The 17336-nt window shown below is 26.8% G+C and carries 18 protein-coding genes and 1 riboswitch; of the genes, 14 read left to right on the plus strand and 4 right to left on the minus strand.

Translation table 11 applies throughout. The features are described 5' to 3' along the window. The first annotated feature begins 66 nt into the window (after positions 1–66). The 5 genes from ABHC41_RS09350 (at position 67) to ABHC41_RS09370 (ending at position 3850) form a co-directional block, all read left to right on the plus strand. Positions 67–615 (plus strand): NADH peroxidase, encoded by a 549-nt coding sequence (locus tag ABHC41_RS09350; RefSeq protein ID WP_092924962.1) that lies wholly within the window; start codon positions 67–69, stop codon positions 613–615. A gap of 86 nt (positions 616–701) precedes the next feature. Further along, the gene (locus ABHC41_RS09355) at positions 702–1313 is read left to right on the plus strand and encodes a DedA family protein (protein ID WP_271892159.1); all 612 of its coding nucleotides are present in this window, start codon (positions 702–704) and stop codon (positions 1311–1313) included. Between the two features lie 87 nt (positions 1314–1400). Then, a complete protein-coding gene (locus ABHC41_RS09360) occupies positions 1401–1949 on the plus strand; it encodes an NADH peroxidase (protein WP_092924966.1) in 549 nt (182 codons plus the stop codon). A 253-nt stretch (positions 1950–2202) separates the two neighbouring features. Further along, entirely contained in the window at positions 2203–3087 is an 885-nt protein-coding gene (locus ABHC41_RS09365; RefSeq protein WP_330678049.1) for a mechanosensitive ion channel domain-containing protein, read from the plus strand. A 169-nt stretch (positions 3088–3256) separates the two neighbouring features. Beyond that, positions 3257–3850: a VTT domain-containing protein gene (locus ABHC41_RS09370; protein WP_271892158.1), complete on the plus strand. Its 594-nt coding sequence runs from the start codon at positions 3257–3259 to the stop codon at positions 3848–3850. A gap of 37 nt (positions 3851–3887) precedes the next feature. On the opposite strand, the gene ABHC41_RS09375 is transcribed toward ABHC41_RS09370, so the two are convergent. Then, entirely contained in the window at positions 3888–4424 is a 537-nt protein-coding gene (locus tag ABHC41_RS09375) for a metal-dependent hydrolase (protein ID WP_271892156.1), read from the minus strand. A 147-nt stretch (positions 4425–4571) separates the two neighbouring features. Next, positions 4572–5264 carry a superoxide dismutase gene (locus ABHC41_RS09380; protein ID WP_092924972.1) on the minus strand — a complete coding sequence of 231 codons (693 nt, stop codon included), beginning with the start codon at positions 5262–5264 and terminating at the stop codon, positions 4572–4574. 187 nt (positions 5265–5451) lie between these two features. After that, a riboswitch (Lysine riboswitch) is annotated at positions 5452–5627 on the plus strand. Positions 5628–5917: 290 nt separating this feature from the next. On the opposite strand from ABHC41_RS09380, the gene ABHC41_RS09385 reads away from it, so the two are divergent. Together ABHC41_RS09385 and ABHC41_RS09390 are read left to right on the plus strand one after the other, a co-directional pair. Beyond that, a complete protein-coding gene (locus ABHC41_RS09385) occupies positions 5918–7657 on the plus strand; it encodes a Na+/H+ antiporter NhaC family protein (RefSeq protein WP_271892155.1) in 1740 nt (579 codons plus the stop codon). A 131-nt stretch (positions 7658–7788) separates the two neighbouring features. Next, the gene (locus ABHC41_RS09390) at positions 7789–8979 is read left to right on the plus strand and encodes a pentapeptide repeat-containing protein (protein WP_092924976.1); all 1191 of its coding nucleotides are present in this window, start codon (positions 7789–7791) and stop codon (positions 8977–8979) included. Between the two features lie 50 nt (positions 8980–9029). Here the strand turns inward: ABHC41_RS09390 and ABHC41_RS09395 are convergent, their stop codons facing one another. Beyond that, on the minus strand, positions 9030–10079 hold the full coding sequence (locus tag ABHC41_RS09395; protein WP_330383720.1) for a PTS sugar transporter subunit IIC: 1050 nt from the start codon (positions 10077–10079) through the stop codon (positions 9030–9032). 400 nt (positions 10080–10479) lie between these two features. On the opposite strand from ABHC41_RS09395, the gene ABHC41_RS09400 reads away from it, so the two are divergent. The 7 genes from ABHC41_RS09400 to ABHC41_RS09430 all read left to right on the plus strand — a co-directional run bounded on the left by ABHC41_RS09400 (position 10480) and on the right by ABHC41_RS09430 (position 16700). Further along, positions 10480–11058 carry a DNA-binding protein gene (locus ABHC41_RS09400; protein WP_271892152.1) on the plus strand — a complete coding sequence of 193 codons (579 nt, stop codon included), beginning with the start codon at positions 10480–10482 and terminating at the stop codon, positions 11056–11058. A 94-nt stretch (positions 11059–11152) separates the two neighbouring features. Further along, positions 11153–11332: a hypothetical protein gene (locus ABHC41_RS09405; RefSeq protein WP_092924980.1), complete on the plus strand. Its 180-nt coding sequence runs from the start codon at positions 11153–11155 to the stop codon at positions 11330–11332. A 261-nt stretch (positions 11333–11593) separates the two neighbouring features. Further along, positions 11594–12265 carry a response regulator transcription factor gene (locus ABHC41_RS09410; protein WP_092924982.1) on the plus strand — a complete coding sequence of 224 codons (672 nt, stop codon included), beginning with the start codon at positions 11594–11596 and terminating at the stop codon, positions 12263–12265. After that, a complete protein-coding gene (locus ABHC41_RS09415) occupies positions 12255–13475 on the plus strand; it encodes a HAMP domain-containing sensor histidine kinase (RefSeq protein WP_271892149.1) in 1221 nt (406 codons plus the stop codon). The genes ABHC41_RS09410 and ABHC41_RS09415 overlap by 11 nt, the downstream gene beginning before the upstream one ends. A 120-nt stretch (positions 13476–13595) precedes the next feature. Next, on the plus strand, positions 13596–13910 hold the full coding sequence (gene trxA / locus ABHC41_RS09420; protein ID WP_092924986.1) for a thioredoxin: 315 nt from the start codon (positions 13596–13598) through the stop codon (positions 13908–13910). A gap of 17 nt (positions 13911–13927) precedes the next feature. Continuing rightward, positions 13928–14821: an NAD(P)/FAD-dependent oxidoreductase gene (locus ABHC41_RS09425; protein ID WP_166505718.1), complete on the plus strand. Its 894-nt coding sequence runs from the start codon at positions 13928–13930 to the stop codon at positions 14819–14821. Positions 14822–15269: 448 nt separating this feature from the next. Beyond that, a complete protein-coding gene (locus ABHC41_RS09430) occupies positions 15270–16700 on the plus strand; it encodes an alanine/glycine:cation symporter family protein (RefSeq protein ID WP_092924990.1) in 1431 nt (476 codons plus the stop codon). A 65-nt stretch (positions 16701–16765) separates the two neighbouring features. Here the strand turns inward: ABHC41_RS09430 and ABHC41_RS09435 are convergent, their stop codons facing one another. Beyond that, positions 16766–17170, minus strand: a complete 405-nt coding sequence (locus ABHC41_RS09435; RefSeq protein WP_240275683.1) for a hypothetical protein — start codon at positions 17168–17170, stop codon at positions 16766–16768. Positions 17171–17336 lie beyond the last annotated feature (166 nt).

A 17336-nucleotide genomic window follows, 5' to 3' on the forward strand; every position in this document is an offset into this window, starting at 1 on the left:
AGGTATATATATAGTATGTTAAAAAGAAACTAAATAAAATTTATATAAATTTGGAGGAATAAAATTATGAAAAAATTTGTTTGTACAGTATGTGGATATATACATGAAGGAGAAACTGCACCAGAGAAATGTCCAGTATGTGGAGTTGGAGCTGATAAGTTTGAAGAAATGAAAGGTGAAATGGTTTGGGCTGACGAGCATAGAATAGGGGTTGCTAAAGGTATAGACGAAGAAATATTAGAAGGACTTAGAGCAAACTTTGTTGGAGAATGTACAGAAGTAGGAATGTATTTAGCAATGAGTAGACAAGCTGATAGAGAAGGATATCCAGAAGTTGCAGAAGCTTACAAGAGAATAGCATTTGAAGAAGCAGAACATGCTGCTAAATTTGCAGAATTATTAGGAGAAGTTGTTGTAGCTGATACAAAAGCAAACTTAAAAGCAAGAGTAGATGCAGAGTATGGAGCAACAGAAGGAAAATTAAAAATAGCTAAGAGAGCTAAAGAATTAGGACTTGATGCTATACATGATACAGTACATGAAATGTGTAAAGATGAAGCAAGACATGGTAAAGCATTCTTAGGTTTATTAGAAAGACATTTTGATGCTAAGTAATATATAGAATATAAAGGCTGCCTTATACAGGTAGTCTTTTTATATATTAATCACTGTTACTATATAAATATAAAGAGGTGAAATTATTGGAATTAAAAAATATAATAGAACATTTTATGATAAATTATGGACTTATAAGTATATTTATAATAGTAGCACTAGAGTATGCTAATGTACCTCTTCCTAGTGAAGTAGTACTTCCAATTGCAGGTATGTTTGCATATAAATATAACTTTGGATTTGTAAATGTAATAGTAGTATCTACTTTAGGTGGGGTTATAGGTTCCTTGTTAAATTATTTTCTAGGATTTAAATTTGGAAAGCCTTTAATAGATACTATAGGTGAAAAGTATCCAAAGACCAAATCAATTATAAACTCATCTTATATTTGGTTAAAAAAGCATGATAAATTATCAGTAATTTTAACTAGAGTAATACCTTATGCTAGGACATTTGTGTCAATAATAGCAGGGTCTATAAAAATGAATATATTTACATTTATGATGTGTTCTGCTATAGGAATAGGGATTTGGAATACTTCATTAATAAGTATAGGTTATGTTTTAGGAGATAACTTAAAATTTGTAATGTCTTTAGTTACTAAATACTCATATATAATGGTTATTTTATTATTAATAATAACTGTAGTATATGGATTTATAAAATATAGATTAAAAAATAAAAAAATATGCAAATAAATGTTTAAAACAATGTATATGAGGTATATATATAGTATGTTAAAAAGAAACTAAATAAAATTTATATAAATTTGGAGGAATAAAATTATGAAAAAATTTGTTTGTACAGTATGTGGATATATACATGAAGGAGAAACTGCACCAGAGAAATGTCCAGTATGTGGGGTTGGAGCTGATAAGTTTGAAGAAATGAAAGGTGAAATGGTTTGGGCTGACGAGCATAGAATAGGGGTTGCTAAAGGTATAGACGAAGAAATATTAGAAGGACTTAGAGCAAACTTTGTTGGAGAATGTACAGAAGTAGGAATGTATTTAGCAATGAGTAGACAAGCTGATAGAGAAGGATATCCAGAAGTTGCAGAAGCTTACAAGAGAATAGCATTTGAAGAAGCAGAACATGCTGCTAAATTTGCAGAATTATTAGGAGAAGTTGTTGTAGCTGATACAAAAGCAAACTTAAAAGCAAGAGTAGATGCAGAGTACGGAGCAACAGAAGGAAAATTAAAAATAGCTAAGAGAGCTAAAGAATTAGGACTTGATGCTATACATGATACAGTACATGAAATGTGTAAAGATGAAGCAAGACATGGTAAAGCATTCTTAGGTTTATTACAAAGACATTTTGATGCTAAATAATTTATAATATATTTAAAGGTTGTCTAAACTTAGGCAACCTTTTTTTACGCTTAAGGAAATTATGATACTTTAAAAATGTGGATAATTATTGTAGTTGGTAATATATGAGTTAAAGTTACAATAGATAATTAAAAGGATTCTATAATTTTAAATAGTTATATTTTTGAAATAATTGTATTATATAGACATATTGCAAAAAATGAGGTAATATGTATGAGTAAAAAGTCGAAAGTTTTAAAAGAGGTGGTTATAAATGACAAATCCAGATGCAATAGCAAAAGAAGTGTCGAGTAAGGTACAACAAATGAGTAAAATGCCACTTGATACACTTATTGAAAAATTTATAGGATGGGTTACTGAATATGGAATAAAGCTTATAATAGGTCTTATAGTTATATCTATAGGATTAAAGATTATAAAAAAGGTAGTAAAACAATTTGGAGTATTTTTAGAAAAAAGAGATGTTGATGTAACATTAAGAAGATTCATACAGTCATTAACAGCAGGTGTGCTAAAAGTTATATTATTTATAGGAATTCTTGGCTATTGGGATGTTAAATTGACAGGTCTTGCAGCGATTGTAGCTTCTGGTGGGGTTGCCATAGGTTTAGCCCTTCAAGGCAGTTTATCTAACTTTGCAGGTGGTTTTATAATATTATTACTTAGACCATTTAAAGTAGGGGATTATATACAAACTGGAGTTTATGAAGGTACAGTTGAAGAAATAGGGTTATTCTATACTAAATTGACAACTATAGACAATAAGTTAATATTAATACCAAATGGAACATTGTCAAATGGTAGTTTAATAAACTATTCAGCAAAGGAAGAAAGAAGAGTTGATTTAACATTTAGTGTAGGATATGAAAATAATATACTCCATGTTAAGGAAGTATTAACGGATATCGTAAAAAGACAAGAGTTTGTTTTAGATAATCCTAAACCATTTATAGGTGTTAGTGCTCATAGTCCAAGTTCTGTTGACTTTATAGTTAAAGTATGGTGTAAATCGGAACATTATTGGGATATACATTTTAGCCTATTAGAGAAGGTCAAATTAAGATTTGATGAAGAAAATATAAGCATACCTTATCCACAAATGGATTTACATGTGAAAAAGGAAGATTTAGGTCTATAAATAAAAGCTAATACGGAAATCTATCTGTATTAGCTTTTTAATATATTAAAGGAGCTATTTAAAGGTTAAATGGCAGCAATTGTTATATGAAGTTTTAGTCAAAATATGGTGAATTTAAGTGAAAATAGTGTATACTATAATATATAATAGACATAAGGAGAAATAGATTATGGAATATATTCAAGAATTAAATCATTTTGCACAAAACTATTGGATTTTAACCATGATAATAGGATTACTAGCAAGCTTTATTGAAAGCTTTTTACCTATACTTCCTCTTATGGCTATAGTAGGAGCTAATGCACTTTTACTTGGGCTATTTGGAGGTCTTGTACTATCTTGGATAGGATCTGGTTTAGGTACTGCATTGCTATTTTTAATTATTAGTAGATTTAACGATAATAAGTTATTTAATAAATTTAGAAATAAGAAAGTAGATAAAGCAATAAAATGGATGGACAAAAAAGGATTTAAGTTACTATTTTTTGCTTATTCTTGTCCATTTGTACCGAGTTTTTTAGTAACAATAGCATCTGCATTTTGTAAAGTAGATCCTAAATGTTTTATACCTGCAATGCTATCAGGAAAGTTTATAATGTTTTTATTTATAAGTTATCCAATGAGTGATATAAAAGGTTTTATAAACAGTCCTGTTAAAATATTAGTATTTTGTTTATTAGTATTTTTATCATGGACTATAGGCAATAAAGTTAAGAGAAGTTTAGAGAATCATGAAAAAGATAATGAAACTGAAAATATATAGAATATATAAAATAACCCATCTAATATTAGGTGGGTTATTAAAGTAATATATAAAATCTATATCCTAGTAAAAATATAACTATAAAGTTTAAAGCTTTGCATATTAACTTTTCTGTCTTAGAATTAGTTTTTATAGGAAGGAATGAAAAATTAATGGTTATAGGGTAAAAAATCTCTATACCTTCCTTTGTTAGTAAATCTAAAACTAGATGAGATACATATCCTACTAAAAAGCCACAAGATACACATATAAATACGATATTACTATCTGTAGATTTTATTAAAAAATTGAAACTATAAGCGAGTAAAGATATAAAAATTAGACTATGTGTAAAGCTCCTATGCCTAAATCTAGAACCAAAATATTTATATATAATAGGATATCTTTTACTTATATAAGAACCTCTCATATCGATATCAGGATATAATGAACCTATATATGCAAAATATGTGTATATTAAAAGCAAAATAGCTTTATAAAATACACTATAATTATTTAAAAATGTTTTATATAAATAAGGGAGCGCTAAAAGTGCAAATATATAGCCTCCCTTAGTATGAGTTTCTTTTACCATTAAACCTCCTAGGTGATAGTATAATATTATTGATAATTATATTTGTATTAATTATATAGTAAATTGTAAAAATTTTCAAAAACTATTTTTAAAATATAATTTTAAAAGGATTGAATATACTTAAAATCTACAAATTATTATAAATTTTTATTTTAGATTTTGAATATAGTTTTCTTCCGCTTTACTCCAATTTATAATATTAAACCAATTATTTATATATTCGGCCCTTTTATTTTGATACTTTAGATAGTAAGCATGTTCCCATACATCGATTCCAATTATAGGTTTTAAGTTTAATGTAATAGGAGTATTTTGATTTTGAGTAGTTATAATCGATAGATTTCCAGAGTCATCAGATACAAGCCATGCCCATCCAGATCCAAATACACTTAGTGAAGCTTTATTAAATTCATTTTTAAAATTATCAAAAGATTTAAAGTCTCTGTTTATGGCACTTTTTAATTTTCCATGTAATTTTTTCCTATTAGGAGACATTATTTCAAAGAAAAATTCATGATTATATACTCCTCCACCATTATCTTTTATAGTTTTAGCTATTTCACTAGGCAAACAATCTAGACAAGTTAATAAATCAGAAATACTACAAGCATAAAGGTCAGGGTATCCTTTTATGGCATTATTTAATTTATCTAAGTAAGATTTATAATGTTTATCATAATGTAAGATCATAGTCTCTTTGTCTATATAAGGTTCAAGAGAATCATAAGAATAAGGTAGAGGCATAGGTTCTTTGGGGGTATATATTGGAGATAAAGAGAAAATATTTTGTGGATTAAAAAATATAGTTAATAATAAAGTTATAAATAAAAATTTTTTCATAAAATCACCTCATAATTAGTATGTTTACTATTTATAAAAAAATTTACAAAAGGTATAATAATTTATAAATTTAAATATAAATAACAAAATTATTATATATTATTTATAAATGATATAAAAAAAATCTTTTATACTTGAAAATAAAAATAAAGGTATATATACTATTAATAATAAAAGTGAATAAAATAAAAAGGGTAGAGGTCGCAATATTTAAAAGTACTAATGAGGAGTTAAGCGCGTAGAATCATTAGGAAAGGAACTATTGCCGAAGGGTATAGCTGATGCTTTAAGGTTATATGCCTGGGGGTACATAAAATATATGTATCACTGTCACAATTTATTTTGTGAAGAGCTACATTTGAGAAAAATTTATACATAGGTATAGTTATATTGCTGTGTCTAAAAAGTTAATGTATAACTTTATGTAAAAATTTATAAGTCTTGAGTGTATACTCAAGACTTTTTTACGCTTTAGGAAAATATGATACTTTAAAGAATGTGGATAATTATTGAAGTTGAGTAATACCAATCAGTTTGCAGAGCGTAAAAAAGACATTTTGAGCAACGGACGAAGTCGTTGGCGACATGAGCGAAGCGAATTTTTTATACCCTTATATTCACTAGAGACTAAACAATTTTAAGGGGGAAGTTTTATGAGAAGCAAGAGAAATTTTAGGGTATTATTAATGACTATTATAATTTTTATGATGTCTATGCCATTAGTATTTGCAGGGGGGGATGATATATCAACTATAAATTCAGAAAGACTTAAGATGATAACTTTAATACCACCATTAGTTGCTATAGTTTTAGCATTTATAACTAAGAATGTAGTAATATCGTTATTTGTAGGTATATTTTCAGGAAGCTTTATAATAAACATGTCATCTGGAAATGTTATAGTTGCTTTTGTTAATGCATTTTTAGATATAGTAAATAGGGCATTAAATTCATTAGCAGATCCATGGAATGCAGGTATAATACTTCAAGTTTTAGCTATAGGTGGGGTTATAAGCCTAGTAGCTAGAATGGGTGGTGCAAAAGCTATAGCAGAGAGCCTAGCCAAAAGATCAAAGACCGCTAGAGAGACTCAACTTATAGCATGGTTTTTAGGATTATTAGTATTCTTTGATGATTATGCAAATTCATTAATAGTTGGTCCTATAGTTAGACCAGTAGCAGACAAAATGAAACTATCAAGAGAAAAACTAGCGTTTATAATAGATGCTACAGCTGCACCTATAGCTGGGCTTGCTATAATATCTACATGGATAGGTCTTGAAGTTGGACTTATAAATGATGCATTTAACGGTATAGGAGTAGAAGCTGATGCATTTGGAGTATTTTTAAATACCATACCATATAGATTTTATAATATATTAATATTAGCATTTATAGTTATATCAGCAGTTCTAGCTAAGGATTTTGGACCAATGAGAGAAGCTCAAATTAAAGCCCGAAGTGTTAATAAAAATAATAACAATTCAAACAATGTTAGTAATGATAATTCTGATTTAGAGCCAAAAGAAGGTATAAAATTAAGTTCATGGAATGCAATAATACCTATAGGAACATTAATAATAGCTGCGTTAATTTCTTTTTATTATAGCGGATACACAGCAGCTATGAACTCAGATAACCAAAATCTAATACAATTATTTACTAATTCTCCATATTCATTTGATGCTATAAGAGAGGCGTTTAGTGGAGCAGATGCTTCGGTTGCATTATTCCAGTCAGCTTTATTTGCAAGTATTGTAGGCATAGTTCTTGGAGTTAGTAAAAATATACTTACAATCTCTGAAGCTATAGATGCTTGGATAGATGGAATGAAGGGACTTATTATGACTGGGGTTATATTAATACTTGCATGGTCATTAAGTTCTGTTATAAAAGAACTAGGAACAGCTAAATACTTAGTAACATTATTATCTGGAACACTACCAAATTTTTTATTACCAAGTGTAGTATTTATACTTGGAGCCATAATATCATTTGCTACAGGAACAGCTTATGGAACAATGGGAATACTTATGCCTCTTGCAATACCACTAGCTCATTCTATAAACCCAGAAATGTCGTTTATAGTAGTTAGTACTAGTGCAGTACTAACAGGCGCTATATTTGGAGATCACTGCTCACCAATATCTGACACTACAATAATGTCATCAATGGGAGCTGGATGTAATCATATAGATCATGTTAATACACAGATGCCTTATGCATTATTTACAGCCGTAATAACAGTATTATTTGGATATATACCGGCAGGACTTGGTATACCTGTTTATATAGTATTACCAATAGCTTTATTAGCTACATTTATAGGTATACATGTATTAGGTAAGAAAACGTATGAAGAAGTTGATAATATTATTTATACTATGGATTAGTTTTATTTAAAATAATAGAGTTTGTATTATATAGAATAATAATTATAAAATAAGATAATAATAATTGTAAAAAAAGAAAACGTAAAATATATTTTACGTTTTCTTTTCATCTAAAAGCAAGGAGTTATTCTATGGGATATATAAATTTTGAAGAAGAAAAGGCCGTAGTGAATGAACAATTATCAAATAGAAAAAAAAATAACGAAACATTTTATAAAGATGCAACTACAAAAAAAATAGAACTAAATGATTATGATAATAATTCAAAATATAGCTATAATAAAATAAAAGATAAACTAATCGGCAAAGATGGTATATTTGACGAACAAGATTTTTATGAAATAGTAGAGCAAGATATAATTTGCGCTAAATTTAGAAAATGTGATTTTAAAAATATTAAATTCAAAGACTGCACATTTATAGGTTGTACTTTTAATGATTGCAATTTTAGCGGTGGAGGAGTTGTATTTGAAAATTGTATATTCATAAAAGAAGGAAGTGAAAAACGACCTTCTTTAAATAAAAAAGACAATATAGGGTGTAGTTTCTATAATTGTGATATATATGCAAAATTTTTAAATAGTGACTTATCATATTGTATTTTCGAAAAATGTAAGATTAGTAACACAAGTTTTGAATTAACATATTTAAAATCTTCAATTATAATAAATAGTGAAATTGATATGTTTGAGATTATAGATTGTGATCTTTCAGGCTTTAAAATTTCAAATACATATATACAAGATATAATGTTTGATGATAAATTTACAACTAAATTTGATGCTAAAACATTTTTTGATAAAATTGAACCTAGAGTTAAGGATAAAAATGAATATGAAGGTATATATATGACATATAAAACTTTGTCCGAAAAATTTAAGGAAAATAACTTGAATAATAATTTTGGAGAATATTATTATATAGGGAAATGTACACAAAGAAAATGTGTTAAATTTTTACCTAAAATAAATTCGTATATATATTGGTTAGCATGTGGGTATGGAGAAAGACCTTGGCTTTGTGTATTATCATCTTTAGTAATAATGATAATATTTGCATTTATATTTTTAGCAGTAGGTATTGAGTTAGATGGACAGGTTATAAAATATAGTTTAAGTAATATTGGTACATGGAACCTAAAACAGTTTATTAAAGATTTTAATGAGGTTATAAATTTAAGTGTAGGTATGTTTGGAGCTGTTGGGTTTAACAATTCAAAGCCCACAGAAGTAGCATACATGGTAGCAAATATTGAAATGCTTGTAGGAATCATTATGATGGGAGTAGGTATAGGAACTCTAACGAGAAAAGTTGTAAGATAGTAATATATATAAAAAGAACGTAGAATTATCTACGTTCTTTTTTTTATATATTATGCTGCAGAAGATTCTTCTGTTCCACGTATCTCATCAGCAGTAAGTATTTTTGTATTTTTGAATAATGTATGTCCTATTAAAGCACCTATTATACTAACTACTATACATCCAACAGCAGCTATTAAAGCAGGAGTTCCGTTTTGACCAACTGCAACAGCGAAACCAGCTATAGGAGTTGCCATACCAGGAACACTTATTGCAAGTGGTGCAACATAAGAACTTACTAATGCAACTACAACACCTGATAATGCTCCACCTATAAAGTTAGTAACAAATACTGGTATTGGGTTAGCAGTTATTATATCTGATTGAGTTAAAGGCTCTATAGCAACAGCTATTGTATCTTTCTTTGAACCAAATTTCATTTTTGAGAAGAATACGAAGTTCATGAAAGAAGAACCAAATACTGCTAATGCACCTATTGCCATTGGAAGACCTGTTAATCCTATTATAGATGTTAAAGCCATTGATGATAATGGAGCAGTAGCAACAACTGTTATTAAACCACCAAGTATTATACCCATTAATATTGGAGATGTAGTAGAAGCAGCTGTTAAAGCTTGTCCTATTTGCATTAATGTATCATTAACTATAGGATCCATAAATCCTGCTATTGCTCTTGTTAAAGGAGCAGCAATTAATATTATAACTATTAAATCAAGACCAGCAGGAGTTTTCTTTTCTAAGAACTTAACAACGAATGATATTAAGTATCCTGCAACGAATCCTGGAAGTATTCCAAATCCTGAAACTGTTAAACCAACTAATACAGCGTATACTGGAGATACACCTAATGCTAAAGGTACTAATATAGCAGCAGCTACACCACCTAAAGAACCGTTGGCAGCTCCGACTTTCTCTAAGAAAGATATACCAAATTGTTGTCCAAATAAAGAAGCGTGGAATGCCTCAACTAAGAAACTTGCGCAAGCAGCACTTGCTAATGCACCCATTGCCTTCATTCCGTGAGGTGCTTTGTAACTAAATAATGTGAATAATGCCAGTACAACTAATAATAATGCTGTACTCGTAAGTATTTGCATCATGCTAATTTTCCTCCTAAATATATAAATGTAATGTTTTTTTCTTAAGGTACTGTTTTCCTTAATGTCATATTAACTTAAAGAAATCTTAAGACAATTTTGATTATAAAGCACATTTCGACAATTGTAAATAGTTTTGTTAAAAAAATGATAAAATTAAAGAAAAAATGTACTGTTATTTTAAAAAATATAAGAAAGTTTACAGTAAATGTTAATTAAATTTTAAAAAATGAAAATATTAACTTTAAAGGATATTGAATATAGAAAGTATAATAAAAAAATAAATTGTTATTTTAAAATACAATAAAAATATATAATATAAACTATAACACATAATTTTGTCTAAATAAAACTCTTATGATAATATGTAGGTATAAATTAACTAAATTACAAGGAGAAAAAAATGACAGGAAACGAAAGAATAAAAATATTTATGCAACTACAAAATAAAAACCTAAAGTTTCAAGATATAGCAGATAAGATGGAGATAAAACCACAAACATTAAGAAGTTACTTAAATAAAAAAGGGTACAAATTAACAAATGGAAAGTATGAGTTAAAAGATGACATAGATGACATAAAAGAAGAGAAAAAACAAATAGAATTTAATGAAATTAAAAACACTAAAGTAGAAAAAAAGGAAAATGTAAAAAAAAATAATACTAAAAGAAAAACACAAAAACCTAAAAGAGATAAGAAAGTAAATTTAACACCTGAGGATATGGACAAGTTATGTGAAGTATATGATTGGTACTTACAAGTTAGGGATGTTAAGGCAATAAAGCCTAAGACAAAAACTTCTAAAAAAGACATAGTAATAGAAAAAAATAATATAGATGAACTAAAATCAACTAGCATAAGGGTAGATAAAAAAATATGGGAAGATTTTGAAAGGTTATGTAGTAATTCAAGTTTTACTAAACAAGAAATAATAACTCAAGCATTAAAAAACTTTTTAAAGGAAAATAAACATTTACTATAAAGGGTTAAGTATACAAATAAAAAAGAGGGAATTGAAGTGAATAAATCGTATTTATATGATTAATAATAAGGTTAAATAAAAAGGGGTGGTAAACATGAATGAAAATAATTACAATAAAGAAGAGATAGACTTTGAAAAATTAAACTCAACATTAGCTAACCCTGATTTTGCAAATTGGTACTACAATGAGTTTATGGTAAAAGACAATGTCGTTTCTATTGATGAATTTGTAAACATAATAAATACTTATAATTCAAATAATATTCAAAGTTAATAAGTAAGGCTTTAAATAGACATTCCTATATTAGACAGTGTTAAAGATGTAAAAGTTATATACATTAAATATGAGGAAAAATAAAATTATGATTAAAAATGATGAAAAACCTATTGTTAAGTTTATATTATAAGCTATACATTAGGTTTTTTTATTTGGTGACTGTAAATGTTTTAAAAATATATATATGTATTGTATAATTATTTATATTATATAGGAAATTAATAGTAATAAACTTATATTAAAATTAAGGAGATTGGTATGAAGGTTTTAATTGTTGAGGATAATTCTAAACTTTTAGAAAGTCTAGAGGAGGAACTAAAAAATCATTTTGAAATAGATTCATGTAGTTTTGGAGAAGAAGCCATATACAATATTAAACAAAATATATATGATTTAATTATACTAGACTTAATGTTACCTGATATATCAGGATTAGATATATTAAAGTCTATAAGAAAAAACGGAATAGATACATTAGTACTTATTTTAACTGCTAAAGAAAGTTTAAACGATAAGGTATCAGCATTTGAGATAGGAGCAAATGATTATCTAACAAAGCCATTTTATATGGAAGAATTAGTAGCAAGAGTATATGCAATGTTAAGGACTAATGGAAAAATAAAATCTAATAATAAAATTGTATTTAAAGATTTATATTTAGATACAAATAATAAAACTGCATCTATAAATGGTGAAGATTTAAATCTTCAAAATAAGCAGTTTAATTTACTTGAGTATTTTATAATAAATAAAGGAACAATACTTTTAAAGGAACAAATATATGATAGAATTTGGGGAATAGATTCAGATGCTACTATAGAAATAGTTGAAGTTTATGTTAGCAATTTAAGAAAGAAGCTTAGCAAGTACGGATATGATAACTATATAAAAACTAAAAGAAAAGTAGGATATATATTTGATGATAAATAAAAATGTATTTAGTAAAACTAAAAATCGTTTAATAAAAATAAATATAGCCGTAGTAGTAGCATTTCTTATAATATTTTCTATATTTATATATTCTTACTTTAAAGGACTTACATATAGCAATATAGACAAAAATCTTAAAGCTGAATTAGAAAATATAACTATGCAACTTAATAATAGATCTATATTTTATCCAATAGTGTTAAAAGACCCAAGTAATATGGTCTATGTTTATGAGGGAAATAGAATAAGATATTACACAGAAAATGGCTATTTTAATGAACTATTACCAAGAACTAAAAATAATAAGAATGATACTTTCTTTACGTACACTGAAAATGGATATACTTTTAGAGAATTAAACATTGATATTGGTAAATATAAAATACAAATAATAAGAAATATAGATTCGGAAAGAAACTCGTTAAAACAGCTTATATTTGTATTTATAATAGGAGTATTAGTAGCTGTAATAATAACATATTTTGTAGCACTTTATTTAACTAAAAAAGCACTAATACCAATAGAAACTGCTTGGAATAATCAAGCTAAATTTGTTCAGGATGCATCTCATGAGCTTAGAACTCCAATAGCCATAGTATCTTCAAAGTTAGAAAGCTTATTAAAGCATCCAGATAGTACTATATCTGATGAAGTTGAATCTATAGCTGATGCTATGAAAGAAACAAGAAGAATAAAGAAGATGATAAGTGATTTATTATCATTAAGTAAAGAAGATAGTACTAATGATATTATAAAAGAAAATGTAGATATAAATATAATGATAGATGAGATAAGTAAAAATTATGCAGATATAGCAGAGATTCAAGAAAAAGAATTTCATACTAATATTAAATTAAAGAATAAAAAAATATTTACAGATAAAAATAAGTTAAGACAGTTATTATTAATATTTATAGATAACTCTTTTAAATACACAAAAAGTGGGGATAGTATATCAATAAGTGCTTATGAACAAAATAACGATATTATAATATATATAAAAGATACTGGAATGGGTATAAAAAAAGAAGATATCGATTATATATTTGACAGATTTTTTAGAAGCAATAGTATAAGACATAAAGATATAGATGGCTCAGGAATAGGATTATCTATTGCAAAAATGATTGCTATAAATCTTGGTATAACAATAACTGTAGATTCTAAAGAAAATGAGTATACATATTTTAAACTAACGATCCCTAGATAAACAAATTGTTTAGTGATATATATAGGGGGTATATAAATAATATAAATTAATGTTACAAATAATAACTATATTGTAATATAATTCATATTATAGATAAGAGAGTATTTAGGAGGTAAGAAAATGGCTAAAATAATAAAAACATCACAATTTAAAGGGGAAGTAGAAGAAAGTAAAGGGGTAGTTGTAGTAGATTTCTTTGCAACTTGGTGTGGACCTTGTAAAATGTTAGCACCAGTATTTGAATCATTAGGAAATGAAATGGATGATGCAAAATTTATAAAAGTTGATATAGATCAAAGCTTAGAAATAGCTCAAAAATTTAATATATCTACTGTACCAACAATGATGATATTTAAAGATGGAAAACCAGTAGAATCATTAGTAGGATTTATGCCAAAAGAAGCAATTAAATCAAAAGTTAAGTCACATTTATAAAATGATAGGTGGTTAATATGAGATATGATATGGCAATAATTGGAAGTGGGCCAGCAGGACTTTCTGCTGCAATAAATGCAAAAATAAGAAATAAAAATATAATAGTATTTGGAAATGATAATTTAAGTAATAAATTAGTAAAAGCTCCATCAATAGAGAATTATCTAGGATTTTATGATATAAGTGGAGAAGATTTAAGAGATAAATTTAAAGCACATATAGAAAGCATGGATATTGAAATAGTAGATAAAAAAATAAATAACGTATATGCTATGGGAGATTACTTTGCTTTAATGTCAGGGGATGAAATGTTTGAAGCTACTACAGTTATACTTGCAACAGGTGTAGAGTATGGTAAGCCAATAAAAGGTGAAGAAGAATTTCTAGGTAAAGGTGTAGGGTATTGTGCAACATGTGATGCTCCTTTATATAGAGATAAAAAAGTAGCTATAATAGGTTATAATAAAGAGTCTGAAGAAGAAGCTAACTTCTTAAGTGAAATAGCATCAAAGACTTACTTTATACCTATGTATAAAAGAGAAGGTCTTATGAGATCTTCAGATGGTTTAGATAGTTCTATAGAAGTTATAAATGATAGACCTGTTCAAATCCATGGAGAAAATTTAGTAAATAAAGTAGAATTAAAACAACAAGAAATAGACGTAGATGGAGTATTTGTAATAAAAGATAGTGCTTCGCCTAAATCATTAGTGCCAGGAATAGAGACAGAAGGACCACATATTAAGGTTGATATTAATATGAACACAAGTATAAATGGATGCTTTGCAGCAGGAGACTGTGTTGGTAAACCATATTCTTATATAAAGTCAGCTGGTCAAGGTCAAATAGCAGCATTAAATGCAGTAGCTTATTTAGATAAATTAAAAATAGAACAAAAAAAGAATAATTAATAAAAAAAGCACTTAGATTAAAATCTAAGTGCTTTTTTTATGCCATATTTCAATACATCTGTTATAAAAAACACTTTTACAATAAATGTAGATATGATACAAGCTAATATTAATAAAGAGATAAGTTAATAATTATATTAATAACTTACCTATAAAATAAATTAACATAATAAAATAAAATTAAAAGACACTTAGAAAAGTTAGTAAAATAACTAAAATCAATGGTTTAAGTTAAATTGAATTTATTGTAAAATTAGAAATTTGCAAATGGAAAAATTAATTATGCAAAAAATGACTTGAAAAGTATTGAAAATATAGTTATAATGAATAAAAAAGAAATATTAATTCAAAAATATTTATTAGCCAGTAATTTTTGAAATATATAATAATATTTTTAAAAAGGGCAATTATATAAAAGTATTTATAATTAATTTAGGAGGGATTGAAATTGGAAAATTTAAATAGCTTAATATTAAGCATTAACGATTTTATATGGACATATATATTAATAGCTATGTTAGTAACACTTGGAATTTACTTTAGTGTTAAGACTAAGTTTGTACAATTTAGATATTTTAAAGAAATGTTTAAGCTTTTAGGAGAAGGTGCATCTAAGGAAAATAAAAAAGAAGGACAGGTATCGTCGTTTCAAGCATTTTGTATAAGTACTTCATCTAGAGTTGGAACAGGTAACATTGCAGGGATTGCTATGGCTGTTGTAGTTGGAGGACCTGGTGCTATATTTTGGATGTGGATAACAGCATTAATAGGTTCTGCATCAAGTTTTGTTGAAAGTACATTAGCACAGATATTTAAGATAAAAGACAAAGATGGATTTAGAGGTGGACCTGCTTATTATATAGAACAAGGGCTAAACAAAAAATGGATGGGAATATTATTCTCTATTCTAATAACTATATGTTTTGGATTTGTATTTAATGCTGTTCAAGCTAATACAGTTTCACTTGCATTTAATTCAGCATTTGGAATTGATAGATTAACTATAGGGATAATAATTACAATACTTACAGCAATAGTTATATTTGGAGGAGTTCATAGAATAGCTAAAGTATCTGAGATAATAGTTCCAATATTTGCAGGACTTTATATATTAGTAGCGTTATTTGTAGTTGTAATAAATATAGGTGAAATACCAAATGTACTTAAGCTTATAGTTGAAAATGCCTTTAATTTTAGAGAAATGTCAGTAGGTACGACAGCAGGAATAATACTTACTGGAGTAAAAAGAGGACTATTCTCAAATGAAGCTGGTATGGGTAGTGCACCAAATGCAGCAGCAACTGCAGATACATCACATCCTGTTAAACAAGGATTAATACAAACACTTGGAGTATTTACAGATACTATCTTAATTTGTACATGTACAGCATTTATAGTACTTTTATATCCAGGATACTCAACTAGTGGATTAAGTGGAATAGAGTTAACTCAAGCAGCACTATCTTCTCATATAGGAAGTTTTGCACATATATTTATAGCTTTATGTATATTCTTATTTGCTTTTAGTTCAATAGTAGGTAACTATTACTATGGAGAATCAAATATAGAGTTTATGAATAGCAATAAAACTGTTTTAAATATATTTAGAGTGTTAGTTGTATGTATGGTTTTATTTGGTTCAGTAGTTCAAGTAGATGTAGTTTGGAATTTAGCAGATGTATTTATGGCCCTTATGGCTATAATAAACTTAATAGCAATAGCTCTTTTAGGAAAATATGCTTTTATAGCACTTGAAGATTATACTAATCAAAAGAAAAATGGAATTAAAAGTCCAGTATTTGATGCATCAAATATAAAAGGACTTGAAAATGTTCAGTGTTGGAACAATACTGAAATAAGAAAAACAAAGAGTATGTAATATTGAATAAATTTAAGTGCCTTTTAATTAAAAGGCACTTTTTCAGTTAAAATCATTAATTTTAATTATAATTCATAGCTTTCTAGGTATCTACAAAAATCATGAAACTCATCTATATTTTTAATTTCTTGTAAGTTTCTAATATCAATAATTACATTACTAGGAATATGCAACATAAACTCCATATCAAATAGCTCACACTCTATAAATCCTTTTTTGTAGTCATATTTATAAGGTATATATTTATTGAAATTTTTTTCAAAATACTTTATTTTAGCATAACATAACTTGTGTATATAAAATAATAAAGCTAGAGTTGAGTGATTTTTAGCAAACTTATTGGAAAAAAATTTAACTTTAGGGTATTTCTTATGGTTTGATTCCCAATATAAATCATCATTTAATTGAAGGTTATATTTTTTTAGTAGATTATATTTTTCTTTAGAAAGATATTCGGTTTCTTTTAACATAAATTCCTCCAGTATTAAGAGAATTTAATATATTATTACTACTTAATAATATGAATATTGAAAATTTTAAATACATAATATAAGCTTTTTCTATAATGAAGTTAAATTATATATAGATATTAAATATATAAATTTTGTAGTTACTAAATAGTTAAAATTAAAATCT

It is taken from the genome of Romboutsia sp. 1001216sp1 (assembly GCF_039841805.1).
GTDB lineage: Bacteria > Bacillota > Clostridia > Peptostreptococcales > Peptostreptococcaceae > Romboutsia_C > Romboutsia_C hominis.

What these genes read in the sequence shown, in the direction of transcription:
- ABHC41_RS09370 (WP_271892158.1), top strand. Translation starts at nt 3,257, where the DNA reads ATGGAATATATTCAAGAATTAAATCATTTTGCACAAAACTATTGGATT.
- ABHC41_RS09410 (WP_092924982.1), top strand. Translation starts at nt 11,594, where the DNA reads ATGAAGGTTTTAATTGTTGAGGATAATTCTAAACTTTTAGAAAGTCTA.
- ABHC41_RS09350 (WP_092924962.1), top strand. Translation starts at nt 67, where the DNA reads ATGAAAAAATTTGTTTGTACAGTATGTGGATATATACATGAAGGAGAA.
- ABHC41_RS09415 (WP_271892149.1), top strand. Translation starts at nt 12,255, where the DNA reads ATGATAAATAAAAATGTATTTAGTAAAACTAAAAATCGTTTAATAAAA.
- ABHC41_RS09390 (WP_092924976.1), top strand. Translation starts at nt 7,789, where the DNA reads ATGGGATATATAAATTTTGAAGAAGAAAAGGCCGTAGTGAATGAACAA.
- ABHC41_RS09365 (WP_330678049.1), top strand. Translation starts at nt 2,203, where the DNA reads ATGACAAATCCAGATGCAATAGCAAAAGAAGTGTCGAGTAAGGTACAA.
- ABHC41_RS09405 (WP_092924980.1), top strand. Translation starts at nt 11,153, where the DNA reads ATGAATGAAAATAATTACAATAAAGAAGAGATAGACTTTGAAAAATTA.
- ABHC41_RS09375 (WP_271892156.1), bottom strand. Translation starts at nt 4,424, where the DNA reads ATGGTAAAAGAAACTCATACTAAGGGAGGCTATATATTTGCACTTTTA.
- ABHC41_RS09385 (WP_271892155.1), top strand. Translation starts at nt 5,918, where the DNA reads ATGAGAAGCAAGAGAAATTTTAGGGTATTATTAATGACTATTATAATT.
- trxA (WP_092924986.1), top strand. Translation starts at nt 13,596, where the DNA reads ATGGCTAAAATAATAAAAACATCACAATTTAAAGGGGAAGTAGAAGAA.
- ABHC41_RS09395 (WP_330383720.1), bottom strand. Translation starts at nt 10,079, where the DNA reads ATGATGCAAATACTTACGAGTACAGCATTATTATTAGTTGTACTGGCA.
- ABHC41_RS09435 (WP_240275683.1), bottom strand. Translation starts at nt 17,170, where the DNA reads ATGTTAAAAGAAACCGAATATCTTTCTAAAGAAAAATATAATCTACTA.
- ABHC41_RS09360 (WP_092924966.1), top strand. Translation starts at nt 1,401, where the DNA reads ATGAAAAAATTTGTTTGTACAGTATGTGGATATATACATGAAGGAGAA.
- ABHC41_RS09380 (WP_092924972.1), bottom strand. Translation starts at nt 5,264, where the DNA reads ATGAAAAAATTTTTATTTATAACTTTATTATTAACTATATTTTTTAAT.
- ABHC41_RS09400 (WP_271892152.1), top strand. Translation starts at nt 10,480, where the DNA reads ATGACAGGAAACGAAAGAATAAAAATATTTATGCAACTACAAAATAAA.
- ABHC41_RS09425 (WP_166505718.1), top strand. Translation starts at nt 13,928, where the DNA reads ATGAGATATGATATGGCAATAATTGGAAGTGGGCCAGCAGGACTTTCT.